General features: G+C 67.2%; 13 protein-coding genes and 6 tRNA genes. 15 read left to right on the top strand and 4 right to left on the bottom strand.

Annotation, left to right across the window (positions count from 1 at the left end; translation table 11 throughout):
- Window positions 1–3: 3 nt before the first annotated feature.
- Window positions 4–1056: an ATP-dependent DNA ligase gene (locus D1832_RS07010; protein ID WP_118913273.1), complete on the bottom strand. Its 1053-nt coding sequence runs from the start codon at window positions 1054–1056 to the stop codon at window positions 4–6.
- Window positions 1057–1093: 37 nt separating this feature from the next.
- Here D1832_RS07010 and D1832_RS07005 point away from each other — a divergent pair, with 37 nt between their 5' ends.
- Both D1832_RS07005 and D1832_RS07000 read left to right on the top strand, forming a co-directional pair.
- Window positions 1094–2266, top strand: coding sequence for an alpha/beta hydrolase (locus tag D1832_RS07005; protein WP_118913224.1), 1173 nt, complete (start codon window positions 1094–1096; stop codon window positions 2264–2266).
- Window positions 2267–2406: 140 nt separating this feature from the next.
- A complete protein-coding gene (locus tag D1832_RS07000) occupies window positions 2407–3534 on the top strand; it encodes a PPK2 family polyphosphate kinase (protein WP_118913223.1) in 1128 nt (375 codons plus the stop codon).
- 96 nt (window positions 3535–3630) lie between these two features.
- Here the strand turns inward: D1832_RS07000 and glgX are convergent, their stop codons facing one another.
- On the bottom strand, window positions 3631–5748 hold the full coding sequence (gene glgX, locus D1832_RS06995; protein ID WP_118913222.1) for a glycogen debranching protein GlgX: 2118 nt from the start codon (window positions 5746–5748) through the stop codon (window positions 3631–3633).
- Window positions 5749–5857: 109 nt separating this feature from the next.
- On the opposite strand from glgX, the gene D1832_RS06990 reads away from it, so the two are divergent.
- The 13 genes from D1832_RS06990 to moaA all read left to right on the top strand — a co-directional run bounded on the left by D1832_RS06990 (window position 5858) and on the right by moaA (window position 12419).
- Complete coding sequence (locus tag D1832_RS06990) at window positions 5858–7012, top strand: YihY/virulence factor BrkB family protein (protein ID WP_118913221.1); 1155 nt, start codon at window positions 5858–5860, stop codon at window positions 7010–7012.
- Window positions 7013–7168: 156 nt separating this feature from the next.
- Window positions 7169–7241, top strand: a tRNA-Gly gene (locus tag D1832_RS06985).
- A 37-nt stretch (window positions 7242–7278) separates the two neighbouring features.
- A tRNA-Cys gene (locus D1832_RS06980) sits at window positions 7279–7349 on the top strand.
- A 1-nt stretch (window position 7350) separates the two neighbouring features.
- A tRNA-Val gene (locus tag D1832_RS06975) sits at window positions 7351–7425 on the top strand.
- A gap of 101 nt (window positions 7426–7526) precedes the next feature.
- Window positions 7527–7913, top strand: coding sequence for a DUF5709 domain-containing protein (locus D1832_RS06970; protein WP_118913220.1), 387 nt, complete (start codon window positions 7527–7529; stop codon window positions 7911–7913).
- Window positions 7914–8014: 101 nt separating this feature from the next.
- Window positions 8015–8090 (top strand) — tRNA-Gly (locus D1832_RS06965).
- 11 nt (window positions 8091–8101) lie between these two features.
- Window positions 8102–8176, top strand: a tRNA-Val gene (locus D1832_RS06960).
- Window positions 8177–8237: 61 nt separating this feature from the next.
- A complete protein-coding gene (locus D1832_RS06955; RefSeq protein ID WP_118913219.1) occupies window positions 8238–9368 on the top strand; it encodes a chorismate-binding protein in 1131 nt (376 codons plus the stop codon).
- Entirely contained in the window at window positions 9365–10207 is an 843-nt protein-coding gene (locus D1832_RS06950; RefSeq protein WP_118913218.1) for an aminotransferase class IV, read from the top strand. The genes D1832_RS06955 and D1832_RS06950 overlap by 4 nt, the downstream gene beginning before the upstream one ends.
- Window positions 10208–10264: 57 nt before the next feature.
- Window positions 10265–10711, top strand: a complete 447-nt coding sequence (locus D1832_RS06945; protein WP_118913217.1) for a TIGR02611 family protein — start codon at window positions 10265–10267, stop codon at window positions 10709–10711.
- A 61-nt stretch (window positions 10712–10772) separates the two neighbouring features.
- Window positions 10773–10849, top strand: a tRNA-Val gene (locus D1832_RS06940).
- Window positions 10850–10989: 140 nt separating this feature from the next.
- Window positions 10990–11424, top strand: a complete 435-nt coding sequence (locus D1832_RS06935) for a molybdenum cofactor biosynthesis protein MoaE (RefSeq protein ID WP_118913216.1) — start codon at window positions 10990–10992, stop codon at window positions 11422–11424.
- Entirely contained in the window at window positions 11421–12419 is a 999-nt protein-coding gene (moaA, locus tag D1832_RS06930) for a GTP 3',8-cyclase MoaA (protein ID WP_118913215.1), read from the top strand. The genes D1832_RS06935 and moaA overlap by 4 nt, the downstream gene beginning before the upstream one ends.
- Before the next feature lie 18 nt (window positions 12420–12437).
- Here the strand turns inward: moaA and D1832_RS06925 are convergent, their stop codons facing one another.
- Together D1832_RS06925 and mobA are read right to left on the bottom strand one after the other, a co-directional pair.
- Window positions 12438–12701: a DUF6457 domain-containing protein gene (locus D1832_RS06925; RefSeq protein WP_206609366.1), complete on the bottom strand. Its 264-nt coding sequence runs from the start codon at window positions 12699–12701 to the stop codon at window positions 12438–12440.
- A gap of 118 nt (window positions 12702–12819) precedes the next feature.
- Complete coding sequence (gene mobA, locus D1832_RS06920) at window positions 12820–13452, bottom strand: molybdenum cofactor guanylyltransferase (protein WP_182434702.1); 633 nt, start codon at window positions 13450–13452, stop codon at window positions 12820–12822.
- Window positions 13453–13534: the final 82 nt, after the last annotated feature.

Below are 13534 nucleotides of genomic sequence, written 5' to 3'. Positions count from 1 at the left end.
CTGTCAGGACGAGCGCAGCACCCGTCCCAGGTCATACGCGGGTGCGCGGTCGACCTGCTCCATCGTGCACGACTCCGGCTCACGGTCCGGGCGCCAGCGCAGGAACGACACGGCGTGACGGAAGCGGTGGCCCTCCAACTGATCGAACGCCACCTCGACGACGCGTTCCGGACGTATCGTGACGAACGACACGTCCTTCGACGCGCTGAAGCGTGAACGGTCCGTCTCACCCGTCACCGCGTCACCCTCCTCGTCGCGCACGACGAGCGGCTCCAACTCCTCGACGAGTTCTTCGCGCCGCTTGGCGGTGAAGGCGCTGATGCCTCCGACGTTGTAGAGCTTGCCGTCGTCCGCGTAGAGGCCGAGCAACAGCGACCCCACGCCGGACCCGCTCTTGTGCACGCGGTAGCCCACGAGCACCGCCTCCGCAGTGCGCTTGTGCTTCACCTTGATCATCGTGCGCTTGTTCTGCTCGTACGCACCGTCGTCGGCCTTCGCCACGACGCCGTCGAGTCCGGCGCCCTCGAACTCCTCGAACCAACGCTGCGCCTCGGCAGGGTCGTCGGTCGTGCGGGTGAGGAACAGCGAATCCGAGTCCGGCAAGTCGGCGAACACCGCCTCGAGCCGTGCGCGGCGCTCGGTGTAGGGCAGGGCAGTGAGATCCTCGTCGCCCAGTGCGAGCAGGTCGAAAGCGATCACCTGCGCGGGCGTCTCGGTGGACAGCTTCTCGATGCGCGAGGCCGCAGGGTGAATCCGCTGACCGAGCGCGTCCCAGTTGAGGCGCTGCGCGCCCGGCTCGCCGCTCGTCACGACGATCTCCGCGTCGAGAACGATCCGCTCCGGCAGAACCCCGAGCAGGTGCTCCACCACCTCGGGGAAGTAGCGCGTGAGCGACTTCGTGCCGCGTGACTGCAACTCGACCTCGTCGCCGTCCCGCGCCACGATGCAACGGAATCCGTCCCACTTGGGCTCGTACGTGTAGCCGGCGTCGGTGGGCACGCGCGTCGCCGCCTTGGCCAGCATCGGCGCGACGGGGAGGTCGAGAGGCAGATCCATGCCGACCATTCTCGCGCGCCGGTGAAAGGATGGGAACGTGCAACGTCCATCTGCTCGCCGTTCCCTGGCCATCGGCGCGATCGTCGGTGGCTCCCTCGCTGCCACGACCTCGCTCGCGTCCGTGGCCGTTGCCGCGTTCTTCGCGCGCAAACTCGTCACGCCGGAGCGCGAACGTCCGGATGACGCAACGGTGCTCACCGTCAGACACGGACGCGACGGACGTGTCACCTCCGCGGTCTTCGCCTCGACCGTCGAGTCCCGCGCCCCGGGCCGCTATGGGCTCTTCTGGGACAACGAACGCGGTCACGCCCGAATCGGCGAGGTGCTCGGCGAGACCGAGCACGGCGACATCATCCGTCGCGTCGACTCGGTCACCCGCGGCGACCTCGCACCCGGGCGCGCCCGGTGGAGTGGCTGGTACGTCGACGGGTCACCCCAGGACGCCTACGGCATCGAGACCGAGGACGTCGTCCTCGAAACGGAGTACGGGCCCGCGCCCGCATGGGTGACACACGCCGGGGACGGTCAACGCTGGGCCGTTCTCGTCCACGGGCGTGGCGCGCGTCGCGGCGAAACCCTGCGTGCCGTACCGGTGCTTCACGACCTCGGTATCACCTGCGTTGTCACGAGCTACCGCAACGACTTCGAGGGGCCGCCGAGCCTCGACGGGCGCTACGGCCTCGGACTCACCGAGTGGAAGGACGTCGAGACCGCCGTTCAGTACGCCCTCGCGCACGGCGCCACGAGCGTCGATCTGCTCGGGTGGTCCATGGGTGGTGCCATCACCATGCAGTTCCTCGCGCGCTCCGAGTTTGCGCCGTTCGTGCACAAGGTCGTGCTCGACGGTCCGGTGCTCGACTGGGCCGATGTCATGCTCCACCACGCGCGCGCCAACCGGGTGCACCCGAGCCTCGCAACCCTGTCCGGGTTCCTCCTCGGAAGCCGCACGAGCCGGCACACCATCGGGGTGAGCGAAGCCGTCGACATCAAGCTGACGAACTGGGTCGAGCGCGCCGACGAACTCGTCAAGCCGATGCTCGTCATCCACTCCGTCAACGACGAGTTCGTGCCGTACGGGCCGAGCGCGGCTGTCGCTGCGGCGCGCCCGGATCTCGTGCGCTGGGAACGTTGGGAGGTCGCGCGACACGTGCGCGAGTGGAACACCGACCCGGAGCGCTGGGAGACGGTCGTTCGCGACTACCTCGCCTGACGAGCCGGGGCTCTGCCCACCTCAACGGACGCCGAGGCCTTCTGCGCGCGATCGAGAGTCGGCGAATCACCGCACGAAGATGACGCCGGTTGAGCGCCAAACCGTAGCGCGACACGTCGCGTTCTGTGATGATGACAAGCATGGGCAAGAACAAGGACAAGGCGTCCGCCAACGCCGACGCCGACACGAAGTCGAAGAAGCGTGACGACGAACTGACCTCGAGCGACAAGAAGAAGGTCGCCGAGCAGGCATCGGAGAAGGCCGCGAAGGCCAAGGCGAAGGCCGAAAAGGCTCCTGCCAAGAAGAAGGGCAGCGCCAAGAAGGCCTCGTCGAAGCCCGCCACCGAAGCCGCGAAGAAGGCCAAGAAGGACGAGGCAGTCAAGGCCGCGAAGAAGGTCGGCAAGGACAAGTCGAAGAAGAAGCACAAGGCGCAGCTGAGCGACTTCACCTCGGCGCTCAAGGTGACGCCCGGCTTCTCCCTGGCCGACCTCGACGCGAGCAGCACCCCCGCGTTCGACGGCGACCAGAAGAAGGCCGAGAAGCTCATGCGCAAGACCGGCGAGGAACTCGCCGACCTGCAAGAGCGTCTCTACGCCAGTGAGCGTCACCCCGACGGTCGGAGCGTCCTCCTCGTCGTTCAGGGCATGGACACCTCGGGCAAGGGCGGCATCATGCGCCACGTCATCGGCAGCATCGACCCGCAGGGCGTTGAGCTCACGTCGTTCAAGGCACCGACGAAGGAGGAGCAGGCTCACCCGTTCCTCTGGCGCATCCGCAACGCTCTGCCGAAGCCTGGCTACATCGGCGTCTTCGACCGCAGCCAGTACGAGGACGTGCTCATCGTGCGTGTCCACGACCTGGTCTCGCGCCCGGTCTGGATGCGCCGCTACGGACAGATCAACGCCTTTGAGGAGTCGACCGTCGCCAAGAACACGACGATCATCAAGGTGATGCTCCACATCGATGCCGACGAGCAGAAGGCGCGGCTGGCCGAGCGACTCGACAACCCGGAGAAGTTCTACAAGTTCAACCCGGGCGACCTCAAGGAACGCGCCTACTGGCCCGAGTACCAGGATGCCTACCAGGCAGTGCTCGAGCGCACGTCGACGGACATCGCGCCCTGGTTCGTCGTTCCGGCGAACAACAAGTGGTACGCGCGCCTGGCCGTGCAGCAGTTGCTCCTCGAGCACCTGCGCTCGCTCGACCTCACGTGGCCCGAAGCGACGTTCGACGTCGAGGAGCAGAAGGCCGCGCTCGCGCAGCTGTGAGGGTGGGACACCGGTCAGCGCCGAAACGACAAAGGCCGTCGCCGTCCGAAGTGGACGGTGACGGCCTTCGTCGCGTTCAGCTCAAGGAGCGAACGCTCACTCGGCTTCGCGCGGTGCCTGCAGCACGGCGACGGTGCGCGCCGGCAGCTTCACCTGCTCGCCCTCGTTCCACTCGCTGTTCTCCTGTTCGTCGTCCTGCGAACTCGTGATGGCGAAGCTCCAGTCCGCCTCGCGCACGACGTCGGGAATGGTGAACTCCGCTTCCTCGTGTCCGGGGTTGAAGAACATGAGGAAGTGGTCGTCGACGACCGGCTGACCCTTGGCGTCGTTCGTGTGGATGGCGTCGCCGTTGAGGTAGACCATGAGGGTGCCGGCACCGGAGGTCCAATCCTCGTCCTGCATTTCCTCGCCGCTCGCGCGGAACCACACGATGTCGCCCCATTCGCTGCGCCCGCCGTGCTGCGCCTCGCCGGCGAAGAACCGGCGGCGCTGGAACGCCGGGTGCGTACGACGCAGTGCGATGAGCTGCTTGGTGAACTCGAGCAACGAGTGAGCGCGCTCGTCGAGATCCCAGTCGATCCAGGAGATCTCGTTGTCCTGGCAGTACGTGTTGTTGTTGCCGTTCTGGGTCCGACCGAGCTCGTCGCCGTGCAGCACCATCGGCACACCCTGCGAGAGCAACAGCGTCGTGAGGTGGTTGCGGATCTGACGCTCGCGCAGCGCGAGCACGCCTTCGTCGTCTGTCTCGCCTTCGACGCCGCAGTTCCAGGACCGGTTGTGGCTCTCGCCGTCGTTGTTGTCCTCACCGTTGGCGTCGTTGTGCTTCTCGTTGTACGACACGAGGTCGCGCATGGTGAAGCCGTCGTGCGCCGTGACGAAGTTGATCGACGCGATCGGGCGGCGACCCGAGTGGGCGTACAGGTCGCTTGAACCCGTCAGGCGCGACGCGAACTCGCCGAGTGAACCCGGTTCACCGCGCCAGTAGTCGCGCACGGTGTCGCGGTACTTGCCGTTCCACTCCGTCCACAGGGGCGGGAAGTTGCCGACCTGGTAGCCGCCGTCACCGACGTCCCACGGCTCGGCGATGAGCTTGACCTGGCTGATCACCGGGTCCTGCTGGATGATGTCGAAGAACGCGCTCAGACGGTCGACCTCGTGGAACTGACGCGCAAGGGTGGCGGCGAGGTCGAAGCGGAAGCCGTCGACGTGCATCTCGTTCACCCAGTAGCGCAGCGAGTCCATGATGAGCTGCAGTACGTGCGGGCTGCGCATGAGCAGCGAGTTACCCGTGCCGGTGGTGTCGAAGTAGTGCGCCTTGTTGTCGTCGACGAGGCGGTAGTACGCCTCGTTGTCGAGACCGCGGAAGCCGAGCGTCGGGCCGTTCTCGTTGCCCTCGGCGGTGTGGTTGTACACGACGTCGAGGATGACCTCGATGCCGGCCTCGTGCAGGGCCTTGACCATCGCCTTGAACTCGGTGACCTGCTGGCCGCGTGACCCCGACGCCGAGTAGGAGTTGTGCGGCGCGAGGAAGCCGATCGTGTTGTAGCCCCAGTAGTTCGTCAGGCCCTTCTCCTGCAGCGTCGTGTCCTGCACGAACTGGTGCACGGGCATGAGCTCGATGGCCGTGATGCCGAGGTCGACGAGATGGCCCACGATCGCGGGGTGACCGATGGCGGCGTACGTGCCACGAATCTCCTCGGGCACGTCCGGGTGCGTCATCGTCAGGCCCTTGACGTGGGCTTCGTAGATGACGCTCTCGTGGTACTCGTGCTGCGGCGGGTGGTCGTGACCCCAGTCGAAGTACGGGTTGATGACGACGCTCAACATCGTGTGGCCGAGCGAGTCCTCGTCGTTGCGCTTCTCCGGTGAGAGGAAGTAGTAGCTGAACAGCGACTCGTCGCCGTCGATCTGGCCGTCGATGGCCTTGGCGTAGGGATCGAGCAGCAGCTTGTTGACGTTGCAACGCTGGCCGTCCTCGGGGGAGTAGGGGCCCTCGACGCGGTAGCCGTAACGCTGACCGGGCTGAACGCCGGGCAGGTAGGCGTGCCAGACGTGGCCGTCGACCTCCGACAGTTCGATGCGCTGCTCATTGAGATCTTCGTCGATGAGGCAGAGGTACATTTTCTCCGCGACCTCGGAGAAGATCGCGAAGTTGACGCCGGTGCCGTCGAACGTGGCACCGAGGGGGTAGGGCTTGCCCGGCCAGATATCCATGGGCTTTACCTAACCACGAGCAGGGGACAACCCTCGATTCGACTACTTTCGGGTGGACGCTCGGGCGTGGCAGCACGAATTCGGGCCGTTCGGTCGCTAATTTTGCGGCGTGAGTGAGCAACCGGTCGTGGAGGAGCCCTCCCGATTCCGCACGTTCGCTCGCACCTGGGCCCGCCGTGTGCCGGGCCTCTACGCACTCATCCGCCTCGTGCTCGTCACGGTGCGACAGTGCATGCGCTACCGCGTGACGGGTCTCGCCTCGGAGGCCGGCTTCTTCGCCCTGTTGTCGTTCCCGCCCCTCGTCTACGGGCTGCTCGGCGTCATGGGTTACGTCGGTCAGGCGCTCGGTGGGCGCACGGTCGACGAGATCACCGGCTCCATCGAGGCGTCCATGGCGAGCGTGCTGTCGGGCGAGGCATTGCAGAACGTCCTCATGCCGACCCTGCAGGACGCCCTCGACGGCGGCCGCCCCGATGTCGTCTCGATCGGGTTCCTCATCTCGCTGTGGTCCGGTTCGCGCATGGTGAACGTCATCATCGACACCGTCTCGATCATGTACGGCCAGGGCGGGGAGCGAGGCATCGTGCGGACGCGCATGCTCTCGGTCGCCCTCTATTTCTGCGCGCTGCTCGTCATGGGTGTCGTGTTGCCGCTCATCGTGCTCGGCCCGGACCTGCTCGGACGCCTCCTGCCGCCGGGCTTCCTGTTCCTTCTGTCGCTGTACTGGCCGGTGGTCGGCGGCCTGACGATCGTGGCCTTCGCCACGCTCTATTACATCGCCACGCCGATCCGGACGCCGTGGGTGCGCGACCTGCCCGGGGCCGCCTTCACGCTCGTCGCGTGGGTCGTCATCTCGGTCTTCCTGCGTAACTGGCTGTCGGCTTCGGTGGGCGGCATCTCGATCTACGGGCCCCTCGCCGCGACGATCATCGTGCTCATCTGGTTGTACTTCCTCGCGATCTCGGTGCTCATCGGCGCGGCCCTCAACTCGGCCGTCGCGCGGCTGTGGCCGGTTGCCTCGGCGCCGAAGGGCGTGCGTGCGCGTACTAAGGGCCTCATCGAGGAGCAGGTGGCCAAGGTGCGCTCCCGCGTCCTCGAGACGAGCGATCGCCCGTATGACCAGGAGGACCTCGACTCCCTCGGCGCGAGCCACGTGCGTCCCGAGGGGGAGCGAACCCCCGCGCGGCTCACGGCGGCCGACGGTGCCCATGACGAGGCCGCAGGCACTGAAACGCAGGACGACGCGGAGCGTCGCTCGGCCTGAGCTGCCGGTGAGTGCGGGCGGTGGACGAGTCGATCTCGTGCCCACGGCGGTGCCTGCCCTGGGCCGAGGCCCCCTGTGCCTGCGACAAGTTGGCGCCCGCGACAGGGATGGGTTACAGTTTCACCTCGTTGCGACGCGCACTGCGCGAAGCTTCAGGCGGACATAGCTCAGTTGGTAGAGCGCAACCTTGCCAAGGTTGAGGTCGCCGGTTCGAGCCCGGTTGTCCGCTCTGTGTCTTCTTGGACACGTGCGAGATTTCCTCGCGTGGTGGAGTGGCCGAGAGGCGAGGCAACGGCCTGCAAAGCCGTCTACACGGGTTCAAATCCCGTCTCCACCTCGGGCGATTGGCGCAGCGGTAGCGCGCTTCCTTGACACGGAAGAGGTCACTGGTTCAAACCCAGTATCGCCCACCAGTTCGATGACGATCCCCGCAGCCCTTCCGCTGCGGGGATCGTTCGCGTTTCGGCCCCGGCTCCCACGTCGTGCCGCCGGATCCGCCTGTCATGATGGTCCCATGACGAACCACGAAGACGAAGGCACGCTGAGCGAATTCGCCGATCAGGCTTCGGCCGCGGACGACATGAGTGGCCGCGAGTACGAAGAGGCCCTCGACGCCGGCATCGCGGCCCCCGAGAAGGAGCCCCGCTGGGCCGACCACGGCGGCACCGAGACCCTCGACGAGCGCCTGGCCGAGGAAACGCCGGACGTCGACCCCGACTCCGCGTACGGCAACCCCGATGGTGTCTCGGAGCAGGCCGACACGCGTGAGGCCGGTCGCCTCGTCGCCCCGGACGAGGGCGAACGAGAGGACGAGGAGAAGGACCTCGTCGCGTCCGACGAGGGTTACGCCGGCGGTGACGAGAGCGCCGAGGAGTCGGCGATCCACGTCGTCGAGGAGTGAGCGAAGCCGCCTGAGCGCTGTGCACATCCGCGATTTGGTGAACGATCGATGAACCGGGTAACGTTCTCGTCGTTGCCGAGACCGCGAGGTCGAGGAAACAGGCGGACATAGCTCAGTTGGTAGAGCGCAACCTTGCCAAGGTTGAGGTCGCCGGTTCGAGCCCGGTTGTCCGCTCCAATCCCGTTCTCGGGCGATTGGCGCAGCGGTAGCGCGCTTCCTTGACACGGAAGAGGTCACTGGTTCAAACCCAGTATCGCCCACCACCTCGAAACACCCCCGGCCGAGCGCCGGGGGTGTTTTCCTATGTTCTAGCCTTGCGGCGTGATGGGCGGTATCGAGCAGGCGCGCGGCGAACGCGCCCTGTTCCGCACGGTGAGTGCGTGGGGTGTGGAGTCCGTCCACGACGACCTCGCCGCGCTCGACGAGCCGGCGTTCCACGCGCTCGTCGTCACCTTCGAGGGCCGGGTCACGGCGGCGCGGTTGCGTCACGTCGTCCACCACGAAGATCGCGCGTGGGCAGGGGCTCTCGAGGCGAGACTGGGAAGCGATGAGCCCGATCACCAGGCATCGACGGTGGCGCAAGGCGCCTGGCGCACGAGCCTCGACCGCGGGGCCTACGAACGCGGCGTCGCTGCGATCCGGGACGACATCGCACGGGGCCGCGTTTACCAGGTCAATCTCTGCCGTGTTCTCGAGCGGGACGGCGCAGACGGTGCCGAACGCGACGATCTCGATCACCTCTTCGCGGATCTCCTCGTCGACAATCCGGCGCCCTACGCGTGCCGCGTCGATGTCGAGGGGCACGTCGACATCGCAAGCGCCTCGCCCGAGCTCTTTCTGGCGCGCGAGGGGAGCGCGCTGACGTCGGCACCGATCAAGGGCACCGCCTCGACGCTCGAGCGCATGCTCGCGAAGGACGCCACGGAGAACATCATGATCACCGACCTCGTGCGCAACGATCTGCAGCGCGTCTGTGGGCCGGGAACGGTCAGCGTCGACGGTCTGCTCGAGGCCCAGCACCACCCGGGGCTCGTTCATCTCGTGTCGACCGTGCGTGGGCAGATGCGCGACGGTGTCCGCTGGCCCGAGGTCTTCGACGCCACCTTCCCGCCAGGGTCGGTCTCGGGCGCTCCGAAGAGCAGTGCGCTGGACGTCATCGCCGAACTGGAGACCGCCCCGCGCGGCCCCTACTGCGGCGCGATCGGGTGGGTTGACGGCACAACCGGGCAGGCTGAACTCGCCGTCGGAATCCGGACGTTTTGGCGCGAGAACGGTCGCGAAATACACCGAAACGAATCGGCCTCCGGGCCGATAGTCTCTGGTGGAGTGTCGTTCGGTGCGGGTGCGGGAATCACCTGGGATTCCGACCCCGGCACCGAGTGGCACGAGACCGAACTTAAGGCACGTCGACTGTTGGGCATCGCTGATGGCCCACACACTGGGAGGAATGCATGAGCGTCCGAATCTGGGTCGAAGGTCGACGCGTCGACGACGGGGCCGCCATCTCGCCGATCGATCACGGCGTGACGGTCGGGGACGGCGTCTTCGAGACCGCCAAGGTGGAGAACGGCCGTGTCTTCGCGCTGGAGATGCACCACGACCGCATGGACCGCTCGCTCGCCGGCCTGGGGCTGCCCAAGCTCGACCGAGCCAAGGTCGACGACGGTATCGCCGCCGTGCTCGAAGGTGACCAGATCGATTTCGGGCGTCTGCGCTACACGGTGACGGGCGGTGTCGGGCCGCTCGGTTCCGACCGCGGCAACGCCCCGCCGACCCACATCGTCACTGCTTCCGCCGTACCGCGCCCGGCGCCGACGACGAAGGTTGCGACCGTGCGTTGGACGCGAAACGAGAACTCGGCGGTCGCCGGACTCAAGACGACCTCGTACGCCGAGAACGTCGTCGCACTGGCCGCCGCGAAGCAGAACGGTGGCAGCGAGGCGATCTTCGCGAACACCCTCGGGAACCTGTGTGAGGGCACGGGCTCCAACATTTTCGTCGTACTGGGGGAGCGCGTCGTCACGCCGCCGCTCGAGGACGGCCCCCTCGCAGGCATCACCCGTGACCTCGCCATCCGCTGGGGCCGCGAGGCCGGAATCGAGATTGTCGAAAAGCCGCTGAGCTTCGATGTCCTCACGGAATGCGATGAGGCGTTCCTCACGTCCTCGACGCGAAACGTGCAGGGGATTCACGCCATCAACGAACGGCAGTTGGGCGAGGAGGGCACGCCGGGCCGCGTCAGCGCACGACTTGCCGAGGTGTTCGCCGAGCGTCAGGACGAACTCCTCTCCTGACACGCTGTTCACCGGTCAAGGTGCACGAAGGCGCTGCGCCTCGTAGGCTTCCTTGCCATGCACGAGGAGCAGGCACACGGGGCGACGCCCGTCGACGGAGGCGATCGCGATCGCTGGGAGTGGCGACGACGCATCCGCGCCAACCCTCGAAGCGCGCAGATCTACCGGATGGCGGTGGCCATCTTCGGTCTCATCGTCGTCCTCATCGGCATCATCCTGTTGCCGTTCCCGGGGCCCGGCTGGGTCATCATCTTCATCGGGCTGGGTATCTGGGCGAGTGAGTTCGAGTGGGCCCAGAACCTGCTCAAGTGGGTGCGCGGCACCGTCGAGGCCTGGTGGGACTGGCTCGAGAAGAAGGGCTTGTGGGCCAAGGCCATCGCGGCCCTTCTGACGTTTGCGCTCGTGCTGGCGATCTTCTGGGCGATGTTCGCCGTGTCCGGCGTGCCGGGCTGGTTCCCGGACTTCGCCAAGGACTTCCTCGTGAAGGTGCCCGGCCTGGGCTGAGCGGCCCGTGGCCGGTTTGGTGTCGGGCAGGAGTTCGACTAATGTTTCCCGCGCACCACACGGATGTATAGCTCAGTTGGTTAGAGCGTTCGCTTCACACGCGAGAGGTCAGGGGTTCGAGTCCCTTTACATCCACCACAGAAAACGCGGAATCCCTTGGGTTCCGCGTTTTCGTTACCCATTGCTCACCCAGGTGGAGGACACCGGGCGTCAAGCCGACTGGGATAGCATGAACCAATGCGCTGTCACCGTTCGAGCACCTCTGGGGGCGGGCGCTGATGCCGGTCCTCATCGCCGACGTCGTCGACGCGCCGCTCGATCTGCAGGCCCACCTCGACGCCGTCGAGGACGCCCGTCAGGGAGCCACCGCGAGCTTCGTCGGAGCGGTCCGCAACCACGACCCGCAGATCGACGGTGAGGTCACGCACCTCGACTACTCGGCCCACCCCAGCGCCAGCGAGACGATGGCGCACATCGCGTCCGACGTAGCCGCGCGGCTCGACCCTGACGGTGTCGCCCGCATCGCCGTCACGCACCGGGTCGGACGCCTCGGCGTCGGGGACATCGCGATCGTCGCAGCGGTGTCGTCACCGCACCGGGCCCTGGCGTTCGCGCTGTGCAACGAACTCGTCGAAGAGGTGAAGCGCTCCCTGCCGATCTGGAAGCACCAGCACAACACCGACGGCGACGACGTCTGGTCGGGCCTGACATGACCCACGGGCTGGTCGATTCCTTCGGACGCGTCCACCGCGACCTGCGCATCTCGCTCACGGACAAGTGCAACCTGCGCTGCACCTACTGCATGCCGGCGGACGGTGTGCCGCTCGCACCGAAACCGACGCTGCTCACCCTCGAGGAGATGCTCACCATCGCGCGCGTTGCGGTGGAGGCCGGCATCGCCGAGATCCGGCTCACCGGGGGAGAGCCGCTTCTGCGCCCCGACATCGTCGCCATCGTCGAAGGTCTCGCGGCACTCGAGGGGCCGGAGGGGCACCCCGAGATCTCGATGACGACGAACGGCATCGGCCTTGCCCGTCTCGCGGAACCGCTTCGGGAAGCGGGACTTGCGCGACTCAACGTCAGCCTCGACACCCTCGACCCGGAGCGCTTCAAGACGATGACCCGTCGGGGCCGCTTCGACGACGTCATGGCCGGTCTCGACGCCGCCCGCGCTACCGGTTTCGAGCCGATCAAGGTCAACACCGTGCTGCTGCGCGGTGAGAACGACGACGAAGCGAACGACCTGCTCGAGTGGGCGATCCGTGAAGGCTACGAACTGCGCTTCATCGAGCAGATGCCGCTCGACGGCGGGCACATCTGGTCGCGCACCGAAATGATCACGGGCGCCGAGATCCTCGATGCCCTGCGCGCGCACCACACGCTCACGGAGGTGCCTGGCCGCGGTGCCGCACCGGCCGAACTGTTCGAGGTCGACGGCGGACCCGCCCGCGTCGGCGTCGTCGCGAGCGTCACCATGCCGTTCTGCGGGGCGTGCGACCGCCTGCGCCTCACCTCCGACGGCCAGCTGCGCTCGTGCCTGTTCTCGCGCACGGAGACGAACCTGCGCGACATCCTGCGCTCCGGCGCGAGCGACGACGACATCACCGCGAAGATCCACGAGTGCCTCGCAGGCAAGCTGCCCGGACACGGCATCAACGAGCCAGGCTTCCTGCAGCCGCCACGCCCGATGAATGCCATCGGCGGCTGAGTCGATCAGCGCACGACGTCAGTCGGTGAGCGGAACGCGGTCCGCGATTTCGCGCTGAGCCGCGGCGTCCACGGGCTCGCCCCGCTCGAGGCGTCGCCCGACGGCGATGCCGAGGAGGTAGCTCGAGACCGGCGCCAGTGGCCGCGTCACCTCGTGCGAGACGTTCTTCGACAGCTCGTGGACGAGATCGATGTCGACATCTGCCGGGTCGAGGTCCAGCGCGGTGCAGGCCTTCTCGACCCAGCGGGTCCACTGCTCGGGGTGGGTGCTCATGGTCACCATGATGTCAGCGTACTGTCGTCATCCCGGTGGGCAGACTTCGATGCGGTTGGGCCGAGGCCGAGTCGGCCCAAGCGCAGGAAAGTCGGCCCAAGCGACCGCCGCGACATCGGGACGGGAGTCAGGCCGGCCGCTGCGGGTCGAGGCGTTCGGTCCACGCGGCGTGGTCGGCCCACGTGTCGATGTCGTGCCACTCCGGGCCTGCCGGACGTACGAGGACGAGATCGAGCCCGGCGAACAGCGCGCGCATCGAGAGGTTCGTCGCGGCGGAAGCGTCGACGGCGACCCGAACCGAGGCTGTCCGGTAGAGCCCGAGCATCCACTGCGCGCGCCCGTCGGCGTCGGTGAGGACGAACCCGTCAACATCAGCGACGCCATCAGCGTCGCCACCAGCGGCGCTGGCGTTGAGCAGGCGACGCACCGCGTCGCCAGCCCCCGGCACGTCGCAGCCCAGGAGCAGTGTCCAGGAGGCCGGGTCGGTAATCGATGTCAGGCCTCGGGCGAACCCGGCGGCGGGGCCCGATCCGGCCGGTTCCTCCTGGGTGAGGACCGCGCGTGAGGGGAGTGGCGCCGAGGTTCGACCGACGACGACGAGCGTCCGCGCGCCCCGAGCAGCGTTCAGCGAGGCGTCGACGAGTGGGTGCCCTCCGAGGTCGAGAGCGGCCTTGTCGACGCCGCCGAGACGCGAACCGCGGCCGCCGACGAGGACGACCGCGTCGAAGCTCGTTCCGGCCTGTCCCGCAGCGGTATCCATGCCCCCATCATGCCCGCAAGCGCCAGCGCCCCCGATAGTCTGGAACGCGCCCATGAACGCGCGAATGAGTAGGTATGCGATC

Origin of the sequence: Dermacoccus abyssi (genome assembly GCF_003515945.1) — a bacterium.
Taxonomy (GTDB): domain Bacteria; phylum Actinomycetota; class Actinomycetes; order Actinomycetales; family Dermatophilaceae; genus Dermacoccus; species Dermacoccus abyssi.
This window is presented reverse-complemented; position numbering and strand designations above follow the sequence as displayed.